Raw genomic sequence first — 23,976 nt, 5'->3', positions numbered from 1 at the left:
GAAGCGGCCCACAAGGGGCAGGGTCTTTCAGCATGAGCGATGCAAGCACCGTCGGGGAATGCGCAATGCCTGAAGAGCTTTGGGCAATGACGGGACAGCCTAGTTCAATTCGCTGGGTGAGATGCCATAGCGCTCACGGAATGCCGTGGCGAAGTTGGTGGCATGGCGATAGCCTACATAGTGCGCTGCCTGCTGTACGCTCCAGCCTTGTGCCAGATACTCTCGCGCCAGTTCCAGCCTGCGCTCACGCAGCCAGCCAAATACCGAGCATTGATAGACCGCCTGAAACTTCACCCGCAAAGTGCTGGGACTCATGCAGGCCAGTTTGGCCAGATCTGCCAAGGTGTAGTCCTCGCCAGGCGAATGGTAGAGGCGCTCTCTGACACGTTCGAGCAATTGCCGGTCGCGCGCGGAGACGGGGGAATCTTTTTCTGTTTCTCGGGCCAGGCCATCCAGCGCATAAGCCAGCACTTGCAAGCTGACCCCCTCCAACAACAGATTGTGCAAGGTGCCCTGCCAGGGACTGTCTATCAACTGATCGATCGCGGTCAACAAATGCGGGGGCACCGCCCAGCGTTGCAATCGTATCCGCGAAGAACCCATGACGTTGGCCAGCATCTCTCCCAAGGGCGAATCAGCCAAGCTGTCAGGCGTATGTAAAGTGATGTTCAAGCCACGCAGACGCTGCCCAGCAGGATGAGTTCCTGTCATGGCCACCGCGTCCGCATGTGCAATGGTGGCCCCACTTTGAGCCATCATGCTGACCGTTTTCTGGCTGGCGAGCTGAGTCTGCGCCCGACCCTGCAACATGACAATGGCCGAGAACTGCGGCGCGGCCAAAGAGGTCGCCTGGTATTGGTGGTGAGTGATGATGTCTGAAAGCACCATCTTCATGCCGGGCCGGACCTCGTATTCCTGCACGCGCCCTTCGGCAATACAAACCTGCTCCATGTCCTGCTTGGGACCGTTGTAATCCGGCAAGCAATAGCGAAAACCCGTCGGACTACCGAGTCGGTCAAAGTCCGATACCGTAAATCTGATCATAGGAGTGTGGGAGCAAGCAGCCCGAGCCAGGCCCGCAAATAATTCTTTAATGGCGCGGATGGCAGGAAAGGGTGAAATAGGCCACATGAGAATAGCACACATTCTCAATTATATGGCGGCTTTATATTTCTACCCTTGCCGTCATGAAACCTGCGCTATCGGGATAGACTGGCAGGCAAGCCTGTCTCTGTACGCTGAACCAGCATGAAATTTATAATCCATACCATCGCTGCTCTCTTTTTCTGGTGGCTATTTTACGAACGCTATTACCAGTATCGCGACTGCATTCAAGACGCTTCTTCAAGCTGCTATGGGCCTGAAGGTAATAACCTGATCAGTGGGGGAGCAGTCTGGTCTGTCCCCGCTTTGTTCTTTAGCAGCATCGCGGCTTACCAGCTGTATAAATTGATTCGTCACTACAGATGCCGCGGGATGTAATAATAATCATTATCAACTTACCTTATCGCCCTACACTTTGATAATGACCTCCCTGCCCCGCTTTCTGATCAGTGCCGCCACGCTCTGCCTGGCGTTCACACTTCCCTCCCACGCCCAGCAAACCCAGCGCCCCTGGAACGAGGCAGCCGGCCCCTCCATCGTGGACCAGCAACAAAGTCTGTACCGTTTTGAGACGCTGATCATGTCCTCGGAAGACGGCAAGCGGCACTACAAAATACAGATAGGCACGCCCAACCGCCCCGCTCCCGCACGCGGTCATCCGGTGATTTATATGGTGGATGGCAATGCCGCCATGGCCAGTATTGATGTGGACGACCTGAAAGCCATCAGCGCCTTGTCTGCCCCGGTCCTGGTTGCCATTGGCTACGACACCGAAGCGCGCCACGATGTGATTGCCCGCGCCTTCGACTACACGCCTCCCGTTACGGAAAACGGCGTCAGCAAACCTGTGGAAGTACGGGGCCGTTCAGGCGGCGGTGCAGATATTTTTCTGGACTATATAGAAACCCACATCAAGCCTGCCGTGGAAGAACGCGAGCCTATTGATCGCTCCCGCCAGACCCTGTGGGGCCACTCTTACGGCGGCCTGTTCGCCTTGCACACCCTGTTCACCCATCCTGATCTGTACCAGCGCTACGTGGCGGGCGATCCCTCCCTGTGGTGGTATGACGGGATTCTGGTCAAGACGGCTCAGGCTTTTGATACAACGCAGGCCAAGGACAAGCGCATTGCCATCATGGTGGGCGGGCAGCGCCGCAGTACCTCCATGAGCAATGCTGCGGCTCAATGGTCCGCACAGGATATGGCCAAGCATTTGCAGGATGCAGGGCTGACCGTCAGCTACGAAAACTTCAGCGACTTGAACCACGGGCAGATGCTGGCCGCCTCCTTGAAGCCTGCTCTGCGACTTGCGGCCCAGCCGTGATGCCTTCAAACCAAAGGCATCACTACTGATCGCTCTATCAGCGCCCTGCCCTCAAGGGCGCTGAGCTGCACCTATAAAGCCGCCGTCCGGCAACTTCAAGACACTGAAAGGCGCGGGCTCAATGACCGCTCCCTTGGCGTGAATGCCATCAATGACGGCGCCCATATTATCCGGCGACAAACCGGGCGTGAAAGCGGTCGCCTTCTCCCATTCCCCATTAGCGGTCTGCACAAAGACAGCACCATTATTCATGGGGTTGTTGACCGACAGAACAATCGCTTCGTCTCCCGCTTCGCCCGGCAACAAATCCACAAATACCAGCAAGCAACCGGCGTGGTTACCCTGAGTTCGAGTCTCGCAAGCCTTGGCCAGATAGGCGATGTCCCAACCTGGATAGGTTTCGATAAAGGACTGACGTAAAGGATGGTCAGCCGGAGAGCTGGGCAAAGAGCCCAAGAGCATCTGCCGCGCCTTGTCCTCACCGATGTCCCAGACTTCCAGATCCTTGTCCGGCACAGCCTCTTCAGAAGCTTCCTCAGAGCTGCCAACCAACAGGTTTTTCTCAACCACATAGTCCACGGCCTTTTGCCCTGGCAGTCCCCAATACATTCTCATTTCCGTATCCGGGAACTCATCCGCGCTTAGCGTGCCGGCCTCCAGCCGGGCCACTTGCGAAGCCGCCGAGATCGCTTCGGGAGAGCCGATGCGAAGCAGCCAGATAATGGCCAGCACTATCAGGGCCAACGCCATCCCCACATTCGAACGGCGTACTCGCGCCATCCAGTGTTGAGGGTGGCAGGCAGCCCAGAAGTAACTCAAACCATAGCCCGCTGCCACCAGCGCTGCTGTCATGACCAGAACACGACTGGGGGTCCAACCATATTGAGCAACCCGCGCCCAAATCGCCCACAAGGCAACGCCTGCCAGCACGGGCATGACAAAACCCAGTAAACGGGCCGAGGCGCGCAATAAAGGGTTTGCGCTGGCATTCGTGTCCTCGTCCGCAACAACAGAAGACACCAGAGTCGACGCCCCCAGAACAGCCGCCACGCACAGGGCGGCCAGTGGCAAGCCCTCACCCGTACGCCAGGGCAAGGCGACGATGAACACCACCATCACCACCAGCAAAACAGGGGTCAGCAAACGCAGCAGTTTCAGCAACAGAATGGGGGACAGATAGCCACCATCCGAGTCCGAGGCCAGCGCCAGACCGGCTCCCACCAAAGCACCAGACACCACAGCCGCAACCGTGGGTTCCAGCAGAACATCCCCTAACAGGGTGATGCCGACAAAGCTGAGCAACATATGGCACGCCATCAACACGCCCCAGGCCAGGCCGCAGAAGAACAATGCGACGGCCCAGGAACACACCATGGACCAACTCAGCTCGAACAGGCGACGGTAATCAGCCCAATCGCGTGGACGCTCTACCAGAATGGCAAGAAATGGCAGAGTAATAGTCGCCAGCAGCCCCATTGCCACCCACATCTGCGGGGCCCGCCAAAAAAGGGCGACCTCAGCATATCCCCCTTGCGCCTGCAAGATCAGCGCCGCGCTGGCCACTCCCAGCCCCAGGGACACCAGCAAGGCCTTGCGCACAGCGACGTGCATCAGCAAGGTGAAAGACGCCACCCCAAAGATTCCTATAGCCAACAGCAAGGACACCCAGATATGCTCGCGCGGCGCAGGCGCCATCATCAAATTGCTGAAGGCCACCCATTCAAGCAGGCCCAGCAGGGCCCCGGCCAAACACAAGGTCAGCGTCCGCCGGTTTTGTAAGGAAGAAAATGAGATCGCAATCATGGTGAGTAAAAAGCAGTCGATTCAACAATGACAGCATATGGAAAGCACCATTGCTGACGACATCAGGCCATAAAAGGAAAGCCCAGACTATGCCCTGCAAAACTGGGCTAGTTTAGTACGGTGAAGAGCCGTCTCTCAGTACCGGATAGAGCCGCTCTTGTAAGCAGACGTTAGGCCTGAAGATATCGATTACTTAGGCACTACCTGGAACGATCACCACCCCAATCCGTTCGGCCAGATCCAGCACGGCATCGTAGCTAACCGGATCTTCGCTCAAGCTCTGCGATGGGCCCTGGGCTTTCAAGACGCTTTTGACGATGCGATTCCCAAAGAGCATCACAGCTCGCGCCGAATCGTCCTGCCGGGACACCCAGCACAAGCCTTGGGCTTGGGGGCATTGCTGATAAATCGCGGCAGCCCACAGGCGGGTTGCCGGATATTGATCTTTTTCAGTGTCGATCAGTTGCTTGCGTGTCACACCCAGCTTCCTTAGCGAAACGCTGGCCAGATCCACTAACACCAAAGGCGCGTTCAGCAGCACGGTGGAATGCACCTGCCCCAACAACTTTTTCTTGTCATAGCTTTTAAAGCCTGCGGCGTGCGGAACGTCATGAAAGACAGTCTCCATCATGGCGCAATCGCGGCTGGTGCCACCGTACAAGGTGGGAATCGGCTTGCCCTGCTCATCCTGAATCGGACTGAAACGCGCATTGCCCTGCATGCCCGGATTGAACTGAGTCGCCAAATATTTATCTTGATGAACGCGATGCAGTAACTGCCCTTTGGGCCAGTCCATCAAGGTCAAGCGCAGCTCACCGTCCGGAACGGGGATTACCGATACCCCCTCCGCCGGGATGTGCTTTTTATCCAGAGCCGCAGGCTTAGCCATGAGTCACGGCTTGCACTTCATCTTGCGCAGCGGCGATGACCTTTTCCGGCGCAGAAATCAACAAGTCCTGCGGGCGCTTGCCACCCAAGAAGCTGTTGGTGGACATGAACCAGTAGGCCATGCCCCAGCTGTCTTTATGCCCGGCCAGAATGTCGAGCACTTGCGCCAAGGGTTTGGCGGGACGAAAACTGGTGTCCGGGTCCAGACCGTAGCCGGGGAAATAATCCACACCACCATGATTGATGGCAAAAATCTGCCCCTGCTTCTTCCACTTGTTGGGCTGGGCACTGGGATTGCGTGTGCTCAATCCTGCCAGTTGCGCCACTTCTGCGGCACTGAGCCAGTCCCCGCTTTCCAGTACGGCCTTGCGGGCCTGCACCAGCATGGCAGCTTCTTTCAACAATCGGGGCGATGGGGGCGTGCGCGGCACCAGCACTTCGGCCAGGCGCTCCAGCGACTCCTTGTCCTGACGCTCTTGCAAGACCTCGAACATGGACGAGGCCACATTGGTGAAGTTCTCTGCCAAAGCCTTGAAGGCGGCCGGTTTGATGTGATCGAAAGCCAGCACCAGCACTTGTTCTGCCTTGGATTTGCCCAAACTTACCTTAACCTCTTTGGGCGTACCCACCAGGGTCGAGACGCTGGGACTACTTACCAGGACGCTCATGGATAGACTCCTTGAAGGTTATTTATGATGATTAATAATAGCATAACCCTGATAACCCAAAAACCGACCTGTACAAGCAAGCAGCCTAGCCTCAGCTACGTCCTTATCGCTCGTTCTGACACGCATCAGGCAGACGCGGCACCGCTGCCCTGCCGCATAAAACGGAACTCGCGCCATCAAGAAGCTTAACTCCCCATTCCTATTTCTCTTCCCTATCTCTATTAGCGTCGTTGCAGCCCCCCATTGAGCAGACGAAAAAAAAACCTGAGCCGGCACAGCACCAGACTCAGGCAAAAAGGTTTCCGCTGTTAGCGGTCTATCAGAACGCGGCGCTGTAAATAGCGAAGGCGTCGTCTTCAGTCACGTCGCGGGGGTTGTTACCCAGCAGACGGGTTTGTTTCATGGCTTCCTGGGCCATACGGCGCAGGTCGCTTTCCTTGATGCCGACTTCGCGCAGTTGACGCTCGATGCCGGTATCAATGGCGATCTGTTCCATGAAGTTGATGAAGGCCTCGGTCTTGGAGGCTTCATCCCCCTGGATGCCGGGGATCAGCACTTCAGCCAGTTCGGCATACAGCGGGGCTGCAGCCGGAGCGTTGAAACGCAGAACGTGTGGCAGGACCAGCGAATTCGACAAGCCGTGTGGCACGTGGAAAATACCGCCGATCGGGTAAGCCAATGCGTGTACGGCACCCACGGGAGCGTTCGCAAAAGCCTGACCAGCCAACGTGGCACCCAGCAGGATGTCCTGGCGAGCCTCGGCATCCTGGCCGTTGCGACAAACGTGCACCAGCTTGCTGCCAATCAGACGCAGGGCCTGTTTGGCCAGATTGTCCGACAGCGGGTTTTTCAAAATACGGCTGGTGTAGGCCTCGATGGCGTGCACCATGGCGTCGATACCCGTCGCCGCAGTGATACGCGGTGGCAAGCCCAATGTCAGTTGCGAGTCCAGAATGGCCAGATCAGCGTACAGCTCGGGCGCCACCACACCGGATTTGGTGGTTTCGCCGGTGGTCACGATGGAAATAGGCGTCACTTCCGAGCCTGTTCCCGCCGTGGTCGGGATCTGCACCAAGGGCAGGCGCGAGCCGCGCACATTATCAATGCCGTACATCTCTTGCAGGGGCTGGTCTGACGCCAGCAGGACGGCCAGCAATTTGGCCACGTCCATGGACGAACCGCCACCCAGGCCAACAACGATTTCCGTTTTGGCCTGGCGAGCGCGCTCCGTTGCCTGCAAAACAATGTGCTCTGGAGGATCGGCAATAACATCGTCAATCACTTGCACGGTCCAGCCGTTGGCTTTCAGATCAGCCAGGGCAGGATCCAGCAAGCCGCTTTCGTGCAGGAAACGGTCAGTCACCAGACAAACGCGCTCTTGCGAGTAGCGCTTGCGCAGGATCTGACCGAGCCGGGCAGCGGCTCCGCTTTCAACATAAATAGCGGGGGTGGTTCTGAACTCGAATGCCGACATGGGCTTTCTCCTTATGGTATGGCGGGCTGCGGTACTTCGATACGGCCGCGGTCCATCCGGTAGGTGTAATCAATCACATTGCCTGCGTGCTGCAAGTCAGCACCGGACAACAAGGCACTGAAGCCCTCTTTACTCAACTCGCCCACCACTTCTGCAATACGCTTGGACAGCGCAGGAGCAACGCCTTCAAAAGGCTCGTCCAGCAAAAGCAGCTTGTCAGCCGTCATCAAGGCTCGGCCAATGGCGACCAGCTTTTGTTGACCGCCCGACAATTGCAGGGCGCGGCGTGGGCCAAATACTTTCAACTCAGGAATGATGCGCCAGACGCGATCCAGACGCTCTTCAATGTCCTGGGATTTCAAGGCCCAGGCGGGCAGGCGGATGTTCTCTTCCACGCTCAGCTCGGGGATCAGTTTGCGATCCTCGGGGGCAAAACCCATGCCCAGGCTGGTGCGACGGTAAGCGGGCATCTTGGCCAGTTCCTGACCATCAAACATGACCGAGCCATTGTCCACGGCCAGCAAGCCCATTACGGTGCGCATCAGCGTGGTTTTACCCGCACCGTTACGGCCGGCCAGACCCACGATCTGGCCTTGGCGCACTTGCAGGTTTACCTGGCGCAAGATGCTGGTGGGGCCAATACGTACATCCAGATTTTTGACATCAAGCAGCATTATCGGCCTCCTGTTTATTGCGTCCCACCGGCTCGCCGATGATGTATTCACGGACCTGCTCATGGGCCAGCACTTCGTCCGGAGTGCCGTTGGCCAAAATGGTGCCGTCGTAGAAAGCCAGCACGCGATCGCTGTAGCGACGCACGATTTCCATATCGTGCTCCACAAACAGAACCGTCACACCAGCATCACGAACCACTTTCATGACGCGGTCCATCACTTCAAATTTCTCGTCACTGGCCACACCACTGGTGGGCTCGTCCAGCAACAGCACTTTAGGCTGGGCCACCATGGCCAAAGCAATGTCCAGCAACTTGCGAATCCCTTCCGGCAAGGTGCCGGCCTGGGACTGGGCGAAGGCGCTCAGGCCGAAACGCTCCAGAATCGCACTGGCTTCGGACAAGGGCTGCTTGGCCACGCCCAAGGCAATTTCCACGTTTTCCAAGGCGTTCAAGGAGGTGAACAGCTGAGGAATCTGGAAAGAGCGGGCGATCCCCATGCGGGTCACTTCCCGGGGTGGCAAACCCGTGATCTCGCGACCGGCAAAAAAGATATTGCCGGAGTCCGGCTTCATATAGCCGGTCAACATGTTCACGAAGGTGGTTTTACCTGCGCCATTGGTACCGATCAGGCCCGTAATGGTTTGCGCATGGATATCAACGGTCATATCGCGCGCAGCGTGGACAGCGCCAAACTGCTTGCACAAACCATTAGCAGAAATCAAGGGTGACTGACTCATGAGCGGGCCCCTGTCGGTGAAGAAGAATCGTTGGAGGTAGCCGCTGCATTGCGACGGTTCAGAATACTGATCAGGCCACCGGGCAAGAACACAATCAGGGCCAACATGCTGACACCCATGACAATCTGCCAGGTGTTAGGAGCATATTGATAAGCCAGTGTGCGGATCAGTTCCAGGCTCAGCGCACCCAGGAAAGGTGCGTAAGCGTTACGAGTACCGCCCAGCACAGCAATAAAGATGAACTCGCCCGAAGTGGTCCAGAACGCCAGTTCAGGGTCCACGTGACCGATGCTCAGCGAGGACAAGGCACCGCCCAGACCAGCCAGAGCCGCCGCCAGCACGTAGCTCAGGTGAATATTGCGGTAAGCCGAAGCACCCAGATATTCAACACGGATTTCATTGTCCTTGATGGCTGGGCCCAGACGACCGGCACGGCTGCGCAGAAAACCTTGCATGGCCCACAGCACAAAACCCACCAGAACCACGGTCAGGACGAACACGCCTGGACGCGAGAGGGTTTCAGCAAAGGCACCCCACATGAAGGAAGGCGCGTGCACGTTAAAGCCGTCACTGCCACCCAGGCTGGGGTTACGCACCAGCAAGCCGTACATGATCATGGACAGGGCCAGGCTCAGCATGGCGAAGAAAATATCGCGGTAGCGAGCCAGCAGAAAACCCAGAACCCAGGCCAGCAGCGCAGCGCAAGCAGCGGCAAATGGCAGCAGGATCACGGCTTCACGCCAGTCCAGGTAGTTCATGGCCATACCGACACCATAGGCGCCGATGCAGTAGTACAAGCCTTGACCAAAAGAGGCCAGGCCGGAGCGCAGCAAGAGCACCACGCCCAGGGCAACCAGGCCCTTGGCCAGCGCCACCGTGATCAGAAACTGCCAGGATGGCAGGCCAAAGCCCACAATCAGGGCGGCCACCGTAATGACCAGGGCAATCATGCCCTGCTTAAGCGTAATGTTGGTCTTGTTCATATCTTTCGGGCCTCGGCGGCAGCAAACAATCCTTTAGGACGGACGGCCAACACCAGTGCCATTACCGCGTAGATGGAGAAGAGTTCGATTTCAGGCCAGTAATGCACGGCAAAAGAGCGCACCAGGCCCACAATCACAGCGCCCAGAGCAGCACCAGGCAAGGAGCCCAGACCACCGATCACGACCACGGCGAAAGCCATCACGATGACTTCCACGCCCATGCCGGGAGCGACAGAGATGGTAGGAGCCGTCAGCGCACCACCCAGGGCGGCCAGCGTGGCACCAGCAATAAACGTCAGCAGGAAGTAGCGTTGCACGTTAATGCCCATGGCCTGACTGACTTCGCGGTCATGAATCACGGCCAGCAAGATGCGGCCTTGACGCGAATACTTCAGGAACAAGGTCAGGAACAGGCCAGCCAGAATGGCAGCCACAACAATCACAAAGCTGTAGGTGGGGTAGAACAGGTCGCCGAATTCGACGTTACCCAGCAAACCATAAGGTTCGGCGATCACATAAGGATCCACGCCCCAGACCAGCTTGACGGTATCTTCCAGGATCAGGAAGACCGCGTAGGTAATCAGCAAAGAGACAACAGGTTCTTCCTGGTAGAAGAAGCGCAGCAGGCCATATTCAATGACCAGCCCCAGCACCAGACCGGCAATAAGCGCGGCCAGGATCAGCATCAAATAGCTGCCGTATGGGCTTTGATCGGTAGAGAGCCACTGCGTCACCATGGTGACAGCGGTATAGGCGCCAATGGTATAGAGGCTGCCGTGGGCCATGTTCAGGATCTTCATCACACCATAGATCAGCGTGAGTCCGACCGCGACCAGAAACAGCCAGGCGGCGTACATGATGCCATCTATTAGGGCAGCAGAAAGAAGAGACATAGTCGGTTTCTGTGGAAAGGGAATAAAAAATGCCACCACGCCACAAGCTTGGTGCGCTTCTCCTTGGGGGAGGAGCCTTTACCTCGCAAGCAACTGGGCGGTAATGCACATACCACTGCGACGCCTTCGGTGTCCCCCTTACAGGGAGCCTTAACCTTGGGAGCGGCCCGGCGGTAAAAACCGGACATGCAAAAAACGGTCTTGCATGCCCGGATTGTCAGGGCAGCGTCCTTTTCAGGACGTCTGCTCGGATCAGTACTTCAGACCACCCTTGATCCAGTCGATGGACTTCACGCCTTCGGGTGGAGTGACTTCTTCAGGTTTGAAGTGACGCAAGTCGGTGTAGCTGATCACGCCTTTATCGTTTTTCACCACGCCCAAGGTCGTACCTTGAACAGCCTGGTGACCTTTACCCAAAGACATGGTCACGTCGCCCGATGGGCTCTCGAAGGTCAGGTGCTCGAATGCAGTAACCACTTGTTCGGTGGAAGGGGTTTTGCCTTCGTTGGCAGCCTGGGCTTTTTCGTAAGCCGCTTTCAGACCCAGCAGAGTTTGCGTCATCTTGTAGGACGGGTAGCTAGGATCTGCATTGAACTGTTCGCGGTAGCTGGCACGCAACCAACGGTTCAATTCATTGTCAGGAGCGAAAGCAGCGTGCGGGCCGCGAGCACCGATGATGGTGCCAGTCGGGATCTGGTTATTGGCACGGTGTGTTGCCGTTTCACCGGCGGTCAGCACGGTCAGGGTGTTGCGGAACAGACCGCGTGGCAGAGCCTGCACCACGAAGCCCTCCAGATCACCACCCCAGAAGCTGGAGTGAATCACTTCAGGACGGGCAGCCATCAAGGACGAGATTTCGGCGTTGTACTGACCAGCGCCCAGCTTGGGCATTTGCGAGGTCTTGGCTTCTACACCGGGCTTGAGGGCTTGCAGTGTGCCTTCAAAGTCGTGCCAGGCGTCCTGGCCCCAGGCGTAGTTCTGGTTGATACCGGCGTAGCTCTTCAACTCGGGGTTGCGCTCCAGCACAAAGCGGGCAGCAGCCACGTTGTCCATGGTGGCGTGAGCCACCGGACGGAACACGTATTTGTAGCTGGCATCTTCAAACAGACGCGGTGTGCCGCAGTCGAAAATCAGGGTCAGTTTTTTCAGCTCTTCAGCAACGGGGGCCACGGCCAGGCAATCACCCGAGGAGATGTAGCCAACCACGATGTCCACGTTCTGTTGCTGAACCAGGTTGCGGTATTCGCTGACCTGTTTGGCGGTGCCGCCGTTCTCGTCAATGAAAACCAGTTCAATCGGCGCGCCACCCAGACCCTTGGTGTTGTAAGGGGCAGGAACTTTACCTTCATTCAATTGGGCAGCCGTCAGTTCAGCGGCATTTTTGGCTGGAACGCCAAAAGGACCGGAAGCGGCGCCGGACAAGAAAGTCACCACACCAATCTTGATGGGTTTGACATCATCAGCGTTGGCAGTCGTGCTGGCCATCAGGCCAGCGGTGGCCAGTGTCAGGGCCAAAGTCAATTTTCGTGGGGTTGCAGACAGGATAGACATAGCGTCTCCTTTATTTAGCTTATTGTGGGGTTCTGCTGATGGGGTGCTCTATATAAGAGCGGCCCCCTTCGCTGCGCTGAGCGCGGGCATGTATCAACTTACAGCTGCTGGCACATGTATTTGATTTCCAGGTACTCATCGATTCCGTAACGGGAGCCTTCGCGACCCAGACCGGATTGCTTGACGCCACCAAAGGGAGCCACTTCGTTGGAAATCAAACCGGTATTGACGCCAACCATGCCGTACTCCAGCGCTTCGCCCATGCGCCAGGCACGTGCGTTGTCGCGGGTGAACAGGTAGGCAGCAAGACCATATTCGGTGTCATTGGCCATCGCGATCGCTTCGGCTTCGTCCTTGAAGCGGAACAACGGCGCCACAGGGCCAAACAATTCTTCGCGGGCCACGCGCATGGCCGGTGTTGCATCACCCAGCACGGTGGGCGAGAAGTAGGTACCGCCCAGAGGATGAGGCTGGCCACCTTGCAGAACGCTGGCGCCATTTTCAACGGCGTCGTCAATCAATTCGCGCAAACGATTGACGGCTTTTTGCTCGATCAAAGGACCTTGCTCCACGCCCTCTTCCATACCGTTGCCCACTTTCAGGGCAGCAACCCGTTCGCTCAGGGCTTTGGCAAAGCGATCGTAAATACCGTCTTGCACCAGGAAGCGGTTGGCACACACACAAGTCTGACCGCTGTTGCGGTACTTGGAGGCCATGGCGCCTTCGATGGCGGCGTCCAGATCCGCATCGTCAAACACGATGAACGGGGCATTACCACCCAGTTCCAGCGACAGACGCTTGATGGTTGGAGCACACTGCGCCATCAACAAACGACCCACTTCGGTGGAGCCGGTAAAGGACAGCTTGCGCACAATGGGGCTTTCCGTCAGAGCGGCGCCCACCACACGGGATTGACCGGTGACCAACTGGAACACACCAGCAGGGATACCCACGCGCTCGGCCAGTACGGCCAGCGCCAGGGCAGTCAGGGGAGTCAGGTCGGCAGGACGAACAATAATGCTGCAACCGGCGGCCAGAGCAGGCGCTACCTTGCGGGTAATCATGGCCGCAGGGAAGTTCCAGGGAGTGATGGCAGCGCACACACCGACGGGCTGCTTGACCACCACAATGCGTTTGTCCGCTTGGGGGTGGCCGACCACATCGCCATATACACGCTTGGCTTCTTCACTGAACCATTCCACAAAGGAAGCGGCGTACAGCACTTCACCACGAGCCTCGGCCCAGGGCTTGCCCTGTTCCATGGTCATGATGGTGGCCAGGTCGTCCGCGTTGGCAACCAGCGCATCGAACCAGGCGCGCAACAGCTTGGCACGCTCGTGCCCGCTACGTGCCTTCCACTCGCGCTGGGCCACTTCAGCATCGCTGATGACCGCTTCGATTTCCGCTGTGGCCAGGCTGGCGACATTGGCCAGGCACTCACCCGTAGCAGGATTAAGAACGGCGAAGGTATTGCCATCGCCTGCCGAGACCCAACCCTGAGCGGTCCAGGACTGATCTTTTGCCAGGCTGGGATCCTTCAGTTTGCTAATCAATGATGCCGCGATATTGTTCATTATGCTGAACCTGTTTCTCTTATAGTGAACTTGGTAGAATTATAGGAGCCGAAAAATCGCGACGTCAACGAATCGGCTTACGGGTTTACCCGTAGAACATCAGTCACCGTATTTTTTGTTTTGGGGCATTTGAAGGCACAATGTAGAGTTGGCATCCCGACAGCAAATCTGGCCTAATTCAGGGCCTGTACGCCTGGTCTATAGGCTGATTGCCCTATGAGATGCTTCTGGCTGTGCTGACAGAACCCTGCCCCTGTTCCCAGAGTTCAGCCCTGTCCATCCGGGCTTATTGGACTTCCTGTGTGTCGTTATGGAGTTAGTCGTAGTGGAAGAGAAGAAACTGGTTCCGGCTGTAGTACGTGCAGTCACCGTGCTGGACGAATTGGCGGCCTCGCCGGAGCCCCTGTCATTTACGGACCTGGTCAAACGCCTGGGTATGCCCAAAAGTTCCTTGTATGGTCTGTGCACCACCTTGCTGGATCTGCACCTGATCCGTAAGCTGGAAAATGGCAGTTTCACCCTGGGTACACACGTGATGGGCTGGGCCAATGCCTTCCTGTCTCAGCTGGATCTGACGCAGGAGTTTTTTGCCGCTTGGGACGATATGCGCGTCCTGCCCGAAGAGACCATCACCCTGTCCATTCTGGATGGCGAAGACGTGGTCTACATTGCCTGCCGCAACGGAACCCGCCCGCTGGGTTTCACCTTCCGTGCCGGGATGCGCTTGCCTGCGGTCTATACCGCTACCGGCAAAGCCATGCTCAGCACCTTGCCGGGATCGGAGCTGGAGCAGGCCTTGAATCACCCCTGGCCCGAACCGCTTACCGTGCATGGCCCGCGCAGCAAGGAAGACTTGATGGTGGAATTGAACGATGTGCAGCGCCTGGGATACTCCGTGGACGCCTGTGGCGTACGCGACGGTATGCACTGCTTTGGAGCTGCCGTGTTTGACTCCAATAACCGCGCTGCCGTGGCCGGAGTGGCCGTCAGCTTGCTGACCCAGGAAGCCGATGAAGCGGCCCAGCGCCGTGCCGGAGAAGCCATGCGCAAGTTGGCTAATCGCCTGTCAGAACGCCTGGGGGCGTCGCGCAAGGCATAAGCTTTTTCCAGCCTGCACAGCACGTTATAAAAACAAGGGGCGACATCAGCAGCCCCTTTTTGTTTGAATTATTTCTTGATCCGGAAGGCGGTAGCGGCATCTACCCTGAAGTTTGTTTATAAAGCGCAGGCCTATGAACCCTGGCCTTGACTGTCATCCCCGCCAGGCCTTGCAAGAAAACCAGTAAATCGCAGGAGCCCCCTGCACTGCCAGCCCTACTTGCTTGCTTGCTTGTCAACATCCAATCATCTTCCCCGCTTTCTATTTCCCAGCGATCGGCCCGCAAACGGTAAACTGTCGCTAAATCCTTTATTTTGCAGTCCTTTTTGATGTCACCCATCGTGCCCCATACCTCTTTCAGTACCCTTCCCCTTCTGCCTGCCTTGCTTGAAACCCTGGATAGCCTGGGTTTTGAAAAAATGACGGCCATTCAGGAACAAAGCCTGCCCTTGATTCTGCAAGGCCGCGACCTGATCGCCCAAGCCAAGACCGGCAGCGGCAAAACCGCCGCGTTTGGCCTGGGTCTGTTGCAAACCCTCAACCCCAGCAAGCTGACTCCGCAAGCCCTGGTGATCTGCCCCACGCGCGAGCTGGCCGATCAGGTCACCACGGAACTGCGTCGTCTGGCCCGCCAGATTCCTAACGTGCGCATGCTGACTTTGTGCGGTGGTGTGCCTTCACGTCCGCAAACCGAAGCCTTGCGCAATGGTGCGCACGTAGTGGTGGGAACGCCGGGCCGGATTCAGGACCATCTGGAGCGCGGCAATCTGGACTTGTCCGCCCTGAAAACATTGGTGCTGGACGAAGCCGACCGCATGGTGGATATGGGCTTTCATGATGACATCGTGGCCATTGCCTCGCACTGCCCTCCACGCCGTCAAACCCTGCTGTTCTCGGCCACCTACCCGGAAAATATCCGCAACCTGAGCGCCCGCTTCCTGCACAAACCCGCAGAAGTCAAAGTGGAAGCGCTGCACGATGCCAGCCAGATCGAACAGATCTTTTATGAAGTTCACCCCGAGCAACGTCTGTCTGCCGTGGTGACGCTACTGGAGCATTTCCGCCCTGCTTCTACCCTGATTTTCTGCAACACCAAGATGCGTTGCCAGGAAGTGGTGGAAGAGCTGCAATCCGAAGGCATCCAGGCCCTGGCTCTGACCGGCGACCTGGAACAACGCGATCGCGACGAGATTCTGGTGCAATTCTCCAACCAGAGCTGTGCCGTGCTGGTCGCGACCGATGTGGCGTCACGCGGTTTGGACATTCAGAATCTGGGGGCAGTCATCAACGTAGACGTCACCAAAGACAGCGAAGTGCATATCCATCGCGTGGGTCGGGTCGGCCGGGGTGATCAGAAAGGCCTGGCCCTGAATCTGGTCTCGCGCAGCGAGCAGCGCTGGGTGAAGTTGATCGAGGAGTTTCAGGGCAGCGAAGTGAAATGGAGCAATCTGAAAGGCTTGCGCCCTCAGTCCAAAGAGCCGCTGCGCGCGCCCATGATGACGCTGGAAATTCAGGGTGGCAAAAAAGACAAGCTGCGCCCCGGCGACCTGCTTGGTGCCCTGACCCGCGATGTGGGCCTGAAAGGCGAGCAAGTCGGCAAGATTGCGATTACCGACGCCCGTTCCTACGTGGCGCTGGACCGCAAGATTGCACGTCAATATTTTGACCGCATTGCCAACGCCAACATCAAAGGCCGACGCTTTCGCATGCGCTTTGTAGAAGATAAATAAATAGGACAGCGACAGTCTCTGAACCAAGGACCGGCAACGCCAGCACCATAACCTATTGGAAGCAATAGCCAGTGCCGTTGCCGAGTCTGCAAGCAGCAGCTCGTGCCATACCAGGCAGTTATTAGCTTAGGCAGCTAATTTTTAAAATAAATGCCGCAGCCAAAAAAAATATATAAACTACCTTTCAAGCCCAAAAGCGCCGCACGCTCCCACCGGAGCACACTAAAGCACACCCATATCCAATTTTAAAAAAGAGACAGAAGCCTGGAATCATTAGCCAATTAACAAGCTATAAGCAAAAGGAACAGCCATGAGCAACCACGTTTTTTCTGCAACCGCAACGTTAATAGACCAACTAAAGATTGAATGCACTTCCAGGGATTTTTCCATTGTTCTGGATGAACCCGGCAAGAGAGATAATGGCAGCGGCGGGATGACTCCCCTGGAGGCCCTGCTTTCAGCAATTGGCGCCTGTAAATGCATTGCTGCAAAAAGCTTTGCAAAGAGTCAAAAAATTGACTTAATCGACATCAAAATCGAGATGGACGGTGAAATAGACACAGATGGCTTCTACGGGATCAATAAAGAGGCCAAAATGGGATTTCATAAAATTACGTGCAAATACTATATCCAGGCCAATAACAATGATGAAGAAATAGAAGAATTCGTCAATTTCATTGAAAGAACCTGCCCAGTTCTGGACACAATAATAAATACGCCTGAACTGTCAAACGAGATCCACATTATCAAACAGTAAGATAGAGCCCGTATTTTTGAAAAACGCCCTCGCCTGTATGTGCAACTACATACAGGCGATTTTGCTGGGAGCCAGTTTCAAATGACTGGCAGCCGAGGGGCCCGAACCGTGCCAGCGAGCCAGCTCCCGTATACGTTCTATCAGGCTGACCGCAGCCTCGCTCATGCAGCCAGTATCTCGTGGATAGGCCATCAATAATTCACAGCGCGGGCCGCCACCGATCAAGGGGCGCGACACCACATTCTTGGGCATGAAGTATTCCGCGTAGGTAGGCAGCAAGGTATAACCCAGGCCAGCAGCGACCAGATTAATACTCATCAGGGGGTTGGCCGAGTTATAGGTGTGCTCGGGCACCACTTTATGATGAGCCAGATAGCGGGCCAGCACATCGTGCATGGAGCGGCCATAGGAACGATCCACCGCAATCATGGGCAAGCGATTCAGGCGTGCCGGCGGGATCAGACTATAAGCCTCCAGGCTATGCCCCTGAGGCAGATACACTCGCAAGGGCTCATCCAGCACCACTTCGCTGAACACATTGGTGGCGCGCACCGGGCCGCGCATGAATCCCAGGTCCAGCTCGCCACGCGCCAGCGCTCCCTCCTGCTCATTGGAAGTCAGGCTGCGCAACACTACATCGACCTGAGGAAAGGCTGCACGAAAAGCGGGCAGCACTGCTGGAAAGATACGCACCTCGGCCGCGGGCACAAAGCCTATCGTCAGCACTTCCCGCGCCTGCGAGGCCGCCTTGCCGGCCCGCTGTACGGCCTCCTCCACCTTGTGCAGGATCTCGCGCGCGTCATCCAGGAAAATCACACCAGCTTCGGTCAATTCGACTTTACGGCGCGTGCGGTTCAGCAAGGGATAACCGATTTCTTCTTCCAGATTTCGGATCTGCTCGCTCAAGGAGGGTTGAGAGGTATACAACCGCTCGGCAGCACGGGTGAAATTCAACTCTTCCGCGACTGCAACGAAGTAACGCAAGTGTCGCAACTCCAAGTTTGTCTCCTGTCAAATTGATCGTTCCCTGCCCGGAACGTACCTGCACAGCGTTGGACGCAGCCTGCTGTGAGGACCAAAACAAGCCTTTCTTTTAGGCACTATTGTCGCCGCTCCCACGCCCTGAAAAGCAGACCCAATCTTCAATGCTGCAGCGCAGCAATCATAGCTAGCGTAAACCCTAGGTGTCGCCAAAGCCGCATCAATACTGGCCTGAAACCGAAACCCACATGCAAGCAAGGGGTTTTAGAGGGACTTATCGGGTTTGCCGATCACCCGATCTAAAGCAAGTATTGGTCGGATTCATTTCAAGCTTCTACATTTTGCCGCTAGCGACAAAAACCTGTTTTGCAAAAGCACGCATTGCAATAGCGAGGAGCAAACGATGGGAATCAACCCTGAAAAAATCGAAGCCTTGGTCGATGCACGTAATGGACGCGTCACCCCCTCCATTTACACCGACCCGGATATTTATGAGCTGGAGCTGGAGCGCATCTTTGGCCGCACCTGGCTGTTCTTGTGCCACACCAGCCAGATTCCCAAAGCGGGAGACTTCTTCAATACCTATATGGGCGAGGACCCGATCATCGTGGTTCGTCAGAAAGACGGCTCGATCAAGGCCTTCCTGAACCAATGCCGACACCGCTCCATGCGCGTGTCTTATGCAGACTCGGGCAACACCAAAGCCTTTACCTGTCCCTACCACGGCTGGAGCTACGGCACCAACGGCGATCTGGTGGATGTACCGCTGGAGCCACGCGCCTATCCGCAAGGCTTGTGCAAGGAAAAGTGGGGCCTGCAGGAAGTAACCCGCGTCAAAGTATACAAAGGCCTGGTCTTTGGCAACTGGGATGCCACAGCGCCTGATCTGGAAGAGTACATGGGCGACATTGCCTGGTACCTGGACGGTGTTCTGGACCGACGCGAAGGCGGCACTGAAATCATCGGTGGTGTTCAGAAATGGACCATCGAATGCAACTGGAAATTCCCCGCCGAGCAGTTTGCCTCCGACCAGTATCACGCCCTGTTCTCGCACGCCTCTGCCGTGCAAGTGCTGGGCCAGAAACCCGGTGATGAGGACAAGGCTCTGGGCGCCGGACAAACCGCACGCCCGGTTTGGGAAACCGCCAAGGACGCCGTCCAGTACGGCCAGCGCGGCCATGGCAGTGGCTTCTTCTTTACCGAGCAGCCCGACGCCAACGTGTGGGTAGACGGTGAAGTCTCCCAGTACTTCCGCGACACCTATGCCGAAGCCCACGAACGCCTGGGTGAAGTCCGCGCCCTGCGCCTGGCCGGTCACAACAATATGTTCCCTACCCTGAGCTGGTTGAACGGCACCGCCACACTACGCGTCTGGCATCCCCGTGGCCCCAATCAGGTAGAAGTCTGGGCCTTTTGCATTGCCGATGCAGCCGCCCCCGACGATGTAAAAGCCGCCTTCGAGCGCAGCGCTACCCGTGCCTTCGGTCCCGCCGGTTTCCTGGAACAGGACGACTCCGAGAACTGGGCTGAAATCCAGAAAATCCTGCGTGGCAAACGCGCTCGCGGCACGCAACTGTGCATGGAAATGGGCTTGGGCAATGAAGGGCTGCGCAGCGATGGCGTACCCGGTGTGACCAATTACATCTTCTCCGAGACCGCCGCCCGTGGCCTGTACAAGTACTGGGCCGACCTGATGGTGTCCGAGACCTGGGATGAAGTGCTGGAGCGCAGCCGTGCCTACGAAGAGGAGCTGGTGAAATGAGCGCCGTCATTCAAGAGCCGACTCAAGCGGCCATCGTCGACATGCAGCTGCATCACGAGATTGCCGACTTTTTGTACCAGGAAGCCGAACTGCTGGATGACTGGCAGTTCCGTGACTGGCTGGACCTGCTGTCCGAGGATGTGCACTACCACATGCGCAGCACGACCAATGCGCAAACCCGCGATCGTCGGCGCAGTGTGCAGCCACCGAGCACCTGGATCTTCAACGACAACAAGTTCCAGCTGGAGCGCCGCGTCGCACGTCTGGAAACCGGCATGGCCTGGGCGGAAGAGCCCCCTTCCCGCACCCGTCACTTTGTGAGCAATCTGCGTATCCGCCCAACGAGCGATGGCCAGGGCTACGAGATCCGCAGCAACTACATCCTGTACCGCGCTCAGAAAGAACGGGATGAGACCTGGTATGCCGGCAAACGCATTGATTGCGTGCGCCGCAGCGACAACCGCTTTGGTTGGGAGCTGTACGAACGCGAAATCGTTCTGGATCAGGTCGTCATTACCTCCCACAACTTAAGCGTTCTGTTCTGAACCCGCTTATTTTCCGATGTTGATTGATATGACCCGCATTACTGCATGTGAAACCGGTGCGCTGGCCGATGGCGAAGCACTGAAGATAGACACCCCCGAGCGCCAGATCGCCTTGTTCAATATCGCTGGCACCTTCTACGCCACGGACGACCGCTGTACCCACGGCAACGCGTCCATGTCCGAAGGCTATGTCGAGGACGACGGCACCGTGGAGTGCCCCTTGCACGCTGCCCGCTTCTGTCTGAAAACGGGCGCGGCACTGTGCCAGCCCGCCACGGAAGCGCTGCGTACCTATCCGGTCATCATCAGCGAAGGCATGGTCTATATCGATCTGGAGGCCCAGGCATGAAAGGCTGGCTTGAAAACGAAGTCGCACTGATCACCGGAGGCGGCTCCGGCCTGGGCCTGGCTCTGGTGGAACGCTTTTTGAAAGAAGGGGCCAAGGTGGCCGTGCTGGAACGTTCGGCAGAAAAATGCGCCCAGCTGGAGCAGCACTTTGAAGGCAAGGTGCTGGCCGTCCAGGGGGACGTGTGCAGCGCGGCCGACAATCAAAAAGCGGTCGCTGCCACAGTGGCCCGCTTTGGCAAGCTGGACTGCTTTATCGGCAATGCGGCTGTCTGGGATCACGGCGCACGCCTGATCAACACCAGCATGGAGCAATTGGACAAAGGCTTTGATGAGCTATTTGCCATCAACGTCAAAGGCTATCTGCTTGGGGCCAAAGCGGCTGCCGCCGAGCTGGTGAAATCCTGCGGCAGCATGATCTTTACCTTGAGCAACTCCGCCTTCTACGCCGAAGGCGGTGGCCCTTTGTACACCGCCAGCAAGCACGCGGCGGTCGGTCTGATCCGTGAACTGGCATTCGAGCTGGCCCCCAAGGTACGCGTCAATGGCGTGGGCCCTTGCGGCATGAAAACCGATCTGCGCGGACCGCAGGCTTTGGGTCAGCAAGACACCCGCATCATGGACTCTCGCTCGCCCGATGCAATCAAGGCCATCCTGCCCCTGCAGTTCTTCCCCGAACCGGAAGAATTTACCGGCCCCTTTGTGCTGCTGGCATCACGCCAGAACAACCAGACGCTGACCGGCGTCATGATCAATGCTGATGCGGGCCTGGGTATCCGGGGCATCCGCAATGTGGCTGGCGGTCTGGAGCTGTGATGCAAGCACCACATATCCTCATTATTGGAGCTGGGCAGGCCGGTACCACAGCAGCCGCTGAACTGCGCAGCCGTGGCTTTCAAGGCTCGATCACGCTGGTCGGTGATGAGCCTCATCTGCCCTATGAGCGTCCACCGCTGTCCAAGGATGCCTTGCTCAACCCCGAACAGGCCCAACTGACACTGCACCCCGCAAGTTTCTACCAGGAACAGAATATTGATCTGAAACTGGGCGTACGTGCTGTGGCTATTGATGCTCAAGCTCGTCAGGTCAGCCTGTCCAATGGCGACAGCCTGCATTACGACTCGCTGCTGCTGGCCACCGGTGCGCAGGCCCGACGCCTGCCCGAACTGGATGCCTTGGGTTCTGTATCGCATGTGCTGCGCACCCTTGACGACGCCCATCGCATTCGCGCCCAGATCAAACCCGGTAGTCATGCACTGCTGGTAGGGGCTGGCGTGATTGGTCTGGAGCTGGCCTCCAGCCTGGTCGCCATGGGCGCAACTGTCGAGCTGATCGACCCGGCCACCCGCATCATGTCGCGCAATGCTCCCGAAGTCTTGAGCGATTACTTGCTCGGCGTCCATCAAGCGCGCGGCGTCCACGTTCATCTGGGCACCCATGTCGAGCATGCAAGCCTTGAAGCTGAACAAAAAATTGCTTTGACACTCAGCAACGGCAAGACACTGCAAGGTGATCTGCTGATTTACGGCGTAGGCGTCACCATAGACACCTGCCTGGCTGACAGTGCCGGGCTAAATACCGAGCAAGGCGCCGTGGTCATTGATGAGCATGGCCGCAGTTCCTGCCCAGGCATTTATGCCGCCGGCGACACCACCGTTCAGATCGGGCTGGATGGCCGCTGGCAGCGGCAGGAAACCTGGGAGAACGCCAACCGCCAGGCCGTGATGGCTGTGTGCCACATGCTGAACCAGGAACCCGCCAAAGCCACTCCCTCCTGGTTCTGGACCGATCAATGCGACCTGAATATTCAATTCGCCGGGGAGATGCAGGCGGCTCATTGGGTCCTGCGTGGCTCACTGGAGCAAACGCCCTTTGTGCTGATCGGCCTGGACCCGGAAGGTGCCATCTGTGGCGCCATCACCGTCAACCAAGGTCGCGATATGCGTCCCTTGAAGGAATTGATTGAACAAAGAGCCATCTTGCCATTGGAGGTCTGGGCCGATACCACCCAGGCCTTGCGCAATCTGGCCAAACAGGGGGCGAGCCTTGCGCTTGCCGCACAAGCCGCGGCTCCATGCGTCGCGGCCCCTTCACACTCATAAAACAGGAGACCGGGATGCTGGCACATCTGGAGTGCTTATCGCACACCCCCTTGCTGGGTCATCACGACCCGGCACAGGCCGTGCTGGACGAAGTCTTTGCGGTACAAAAAGCCGCCCGCGAGCGCATTGCCGCCTTCAAACCGGATTTGATCGTGCTGTTCACGCCCGATCACTTCAATGGTTTTTTCTATAACGTCATGCCCAGCTTTTGCATCGGCACAGGTGCCCATGCGATTGGGGATTTTGGCAGTCTGGCCGGGCGCTTGAACGTGCCCTTCGAGCTGGCTACCGACTGCGCCACCCATGTCATCAATAGCGGTGTGGATGTGGCGATTTCACACGATATGCAGGTCGATCACGGTGCTGCCTATCCGCTGGAGCATCTGGTAGGCAGTCTGGATCAGTACCCGGTTATTCCGGTGTTCATCAACTCGGTAGCGGCCCCCCTGCCCACGTTCAAGCGTGCACGCCTGCTGGGTGAAGCCATCGGTCAATGGGCCCGTTCTACCGGAAAACGCGTGCTGTGGCTGGGTTCCGGCGGCCTGTCACATCAGCCACCCGTGCCCGTTTACGCCGATGCGCCCGAACCCGTGCGCCGCTCCCTGGATGGCGAAGGCTACACCCTGTCGCCCGAAGCCCGTGCCGCCCGCACCCAACGCACGATTGATGCTGGCAAGGCTTTCACCCAGGACCCCTCGGTGTTGCATCCGCTTAACCCCGAATGGGACCAGAACTTTCTGGATCTGCTGCAAACGCAGCGCTATGCCCAGCTCGATGAGGTCGCCAACGACGAGGTCTCCGCCCTGGCAGGCCGCAGCGCCCACGAAGTCAAAACCTGGGTAGCCGCCTTTGCCGGGCTGTCGGCCTATGGCCCTTACGAAGCAGGCCATCGCTACTACCGCGAAATTCCCGAGTGGATTGCCGGTTTTGGCGGCTTGTCCGCCCATCCCAGCAAGAACTGAAATCCACCACAACAAAAC

22 protein-coding genes are annotated in these 23,976 nt (G+C 57.4%); 10 read left to right on the top strand and 12 right to left on the bottom strand.

Translation table 11 applies throughout. The annotated features are described in order from the left end of the window. Window positions 1–99 precede the first annotated feature (99 nt). Window positions 100–1,044 carry a helix-turn-helix transcriptional regulator gene (locus WFM49_RS00755; protein ID WP_336971205.1) on the bottom strand — a complete coding sequence of 315 codons (945 nt, stop codon included), beginning with the start codon at window positions 1,042–1,044 and terminating at the stop codon, window positions 100–102. 481 nt (window positions 1,045–1,525) lie between these two features. On the opposite strand from WFM49_RS00755, the gene WFM49_RS00750 reads away from it, so the two are divergent. Beyond that, window positions 1,526–2,428 carry an alpha/beta hydrolase gene (locus tag WFM49_RS00750; protein ID WP_336971203.1) on the top strand — a complete coding sequence of 301 codons (903 nt, stop codon included), beginning with the start codon at window positions 1,526–1,528 and terminating at the stop codon, window positions 2,426–2,428. Between the two features lie 51 nt (window positions 2,429–2,479). On the opposite strand, the gene WFM49_RS00745 is transcribed toward WFM49_RS00750, so the two are convergent. The 10 genes from WFM49_RS00745 to WFM49_RS00700 form a co-directional block, all read right to left on the bottom strand. Continuing rightward, the gene (locus tag WFM49_RS00745; RefSeq protein ID WP_336971201.1) at window positions 2,480–4,231 is read right to left on the bottom strand and encodes a DUF4153 domain-containing protein; all 1,752 of its coding nucleotides are present in this window, start codon (window positions 4,229–4,231) and stop codon (window positions 2,480–2,482) included. 193 nt (window positions 4,232–4,424) lie between these two features. Beyond that, a complete protein-coding gene (locus WFM49_RS00740; protein ID WP_009459224.1) occupies window positions 4,425–5,120 on the bottom strand; it encodes an RES family NAD+ phosphorylase in 696 nt (231 codons plus the stop codon). Then, window positions 5,113–5,787, bottom strand: a complete 675-nt coding sequence (locus WFM49_RS00735) for a hypothetical protein (RefSeq protein ID WP_254498933.1) — start codon at window positions 5,785–5,787, stop codon at window positions 5,113–5,115. The genes WFM49_RS00740 and WFM49_RS00735 overlap by 8 nt, the downstream gene beginning before the upstream one ends. Before the next feature lie 319 nt (window positions 5,788–6,106). Beyond that, a complete protein-coding gene (locus WFM49_RS00730; protein ID WP_021446920.1) occupies window positions 6,107–7,261 on the bottom strand; it encodes an iron-containing alcohol dehydrogenase in 1,155 nt (384 codons plus the stop codon). Window positions 7,262–7,272: 11 nt separating this feature from the next. After that, window positions 7,273–7,935 (bottom strand): ABC transporter ATP-binding protein, encoded by a 663-nt coding sequence (locus WFM49_RS00725; RefSeq protein ID WP_083053200.1) that lies wholly within the window; start codon window positions 7,933–7,935, stop codon window positions 7,273–7,275. Continuing rightward, window positions 7,925–8,674, bottom strand: a complete 750-nt coding sequence (locus WFM49_RS00720; RefSeq protein WP_336971197.1) for an ABC transporter ATP-binding protein — start codon at window positions 8,672–8,674, stop codon at window positions 7,925–7,927. The genes WFM49_RS00725 and WFM49_RS00720 overlap by 11 nt, the downstream gene beginning before the upstream one ends. Beyond that, entirely contained in the window at window positions 8,671–9,657 is a 987-nt protein-coding gene (locus WFM49_RS00715; protein WP_021446921.1) for a branched-chain amino acid ABC transporter permease, read from the bottom strand. The genes WFM49_RS00720 and WFM49_RS00715 overlap by 4 nt, the downstream gene beginning before the upstream one ends. Further along, window positions 9,654–10,550: a branched-chain amino acid ABC transporter permease gene (locus WFM49_RS00710; RefSeq protein ID WP_031232688.1), complete on the bottom strand. Its 897-nt coding sequence runs from the start codon at window positions 10,548–10,550 to the stop codon at window positions 9,654–9,656. Before WFM49_RS00710 ends, WFM49_RS00715 begins: the two co-directional genes overlap by 4 nt. A gap of 252 nt (window positions 10,551–10,802) precedes the next feature. After that, complete coding sequence (locus WFM49_RS00705; protein WP_009459234.1) at window positions 10,803–12,101, bottom strand: ABC transporter substrate-binding protein; 1,299 nt, start codon at window positions 12,099–12,101, stop codon at window positions 10,803–10,805. A 98-nt stretch (window positions 12,102–12,199) separates the two neighbouring features. Further along, window positions 12,200–13,675: an NAD-dependent succinate-semialdehyde dehydrogenase gene (locus WFM49_RS00700; protein ID WP_009459235.1), complete on the bottom strand. Its 1,476-nt coding sequence runs from the start codon at window positions 13,673–13,675 to the stop codon at window positions 12,200–12,202. Window positions 13,676–13,985: 310 nt separating this feature from the next. Here WFM49_RS00700 and WFM49_RS00695 point away from each other — a divergent pair, with 310 nt between their 5' ends. From WFM49_RS00695 to WFM49_RS00685, 3 genes are all read left to right on the top strand, one after another. Continuing rightward, window positions 13,986–14,774 (top strand): IclR family transcriptional regulator, encoded by a 789-nt coding sequence (locus tag WFM49_RS00695; protein WP_031232690.1) that lies wholly within the window; start codon window positions 13,986–13,988, stop codon window positions 14,772–14,774. A gap of 329 nt (window positions 14,775–15,103) precedes the next feature. Then, complete coding sequence (dbpA, locus tag WFM49_RS00690) at window positions 15,104–16,504, top strand: ATP-dependent RNA helicase DbpA (protein ID WP_083053198.1); 1,401 nt, start codon at window positions 15,104–15,106, stop codon at window positions 16,502–16,504. A 310-nt stretch (window positions 16,505–16,814) separates the two neighbouring features. Further along, window positions 16,815–17,261, top strand: a complete 447-nt coding sequence (locus WFM49_RS00685) for an OsmC family protein (RefSeq protein WP_239054546.1) — start codon at window positions 16,815–16,817, stop codon at window positions 17,259–17,261. A gap of 45 nt (window positions 17,262–17,306) precedes the next feature. Here WFM49_RS00685 and WFM49_RS00680 read toward each other — a convergent pair whose 3' ends face one another. Next, complete coding sequence (locus WFM49_RS00680; RefSeq protein WP_009459251.1) at window positions 17,307–18,260, bottom strand: LysR substrate-binding domain-containing protein; 954 nt, start codon at window positions 18,258–18,260, stop codon at window positions 17,307–17,309. A gap of 385 nt (window positions 18,261–18,645) precedes the next feature. Between WFM49_RS00680 and hcaE the strand changes: the two genes are divergently transcribed. Genes hcaE through WFM49_RS00650 form a run of 6 tightly spaced genes read left to right on the top strand, consistent with a single transcriptional unit; the run spans window position 18,646 to window position 23,958 of the window. Continuing rightward, window positions 18,646–20,004 carry a 3-phenylpropionate/cinnamic acid dioxygenase subunit alpha gene (hcaE, locus tag WFM49_RS00675; protein WP_009459253.1) on the top strand — a complete coding sequence of 453 codons (1,359 nt, stop codon included), beginning with the start codon at window positions 18,646–18,648 and terminating at the stop codon, window positions 20,002–20,004. Continuing rightward, window positions 20,001–20,549: a 3-phenylpropionate/cinnamic acid dioxygenase subunit beta gene (gene hcaF / locus WFM49_RS00670; protein WP_009459254.1), complete on the top strand. Its 549-nt coding sequence runs from the start codon at window positions 20,001–20,003 to the stop codon at window positions 20,547–20,549. The genes hcaE and hcaF overlap by 4 nt, the downstream gene beginning before the upstream one ends. Window positions 20,550–20,577: 28 nt before the next feature. Beyond that, window positions 20,578–20,898 (top strand): 3-phenylpropionate/cinnamic acid dioxygenase ferredoxin subunit, encoded by a 321-nt coding sequence (gene hcaC, locus WFM49_RS00665; protein ID WP_060186504.1) that lies wholly within the window; start codon window positions 20,578–20,580, stop codon window positions 20,896–20,898. Then, on the top strand, window positions 20,895–21,710 hold the full coding sequence (gene hcaB / locus WFM49_RS00660; RefSeq protein ID WP_060186371.1) for a 3-phenylpropionate-dihydrodiol/cinnamic acid-dihydrodiol dehydrogenase: 816 nt from the start codon (window positions 20,895–20,897) through the stop codon (window positions 21,708–21,710). The genes hcaC and hcaB overlap by 4 nt, the downstream gene beginning before the upstream one ends. Next, a complete protein-coding gene (gene hcaD, locus WFM49_RS00655; RefSeq protein WP_060186370.1) occupies window positions 21,710–22,996 on the top strand; it encodes a 3-phenylpropionate/cinnamic acid dioxygenase ferredoxin--NAD(+) reductase subunit in 1,287 nt (428 codons plus the stop codon). Before hcaB ends, hcaD begins: the two co-directional genes overlap by 1 nt. Window positions 22,997–23,010: 14 nt before the next feature. Beyond that, window positions 23,011–23,958 (top strand): 3-carboxyethylcatechol 2,3-dioxygenase, encoded by a 948-nt coding sequence (locus WFM49_RS00650; protein ID WP_336971190.1) that lies wholly within the window; start codon window positions 23,011–23,013, stop codon window positions 23,956–23,958. Window positions 23,959–23,976: the final 18 nt, after the last annotated feature.

Origin of the sequence: Alcaligenes sp. PF14 (assembly GCF_037150615.1) — a bacterium.
In the GTDB taxonomy this organism is placed as follows: domain Bacteria; phylum Pseudomonadota; class Gammaproteobacteria; order Burkholderiales; family Burkholderiaceae_B; genus Alcaligenes; species Alcaligenes phenolicus.
The sequence above is the reverse complement of the archived record's forward strand: the minus strand, read 5'-3'. Positions and strand labels throughout refer to the sequence as shown.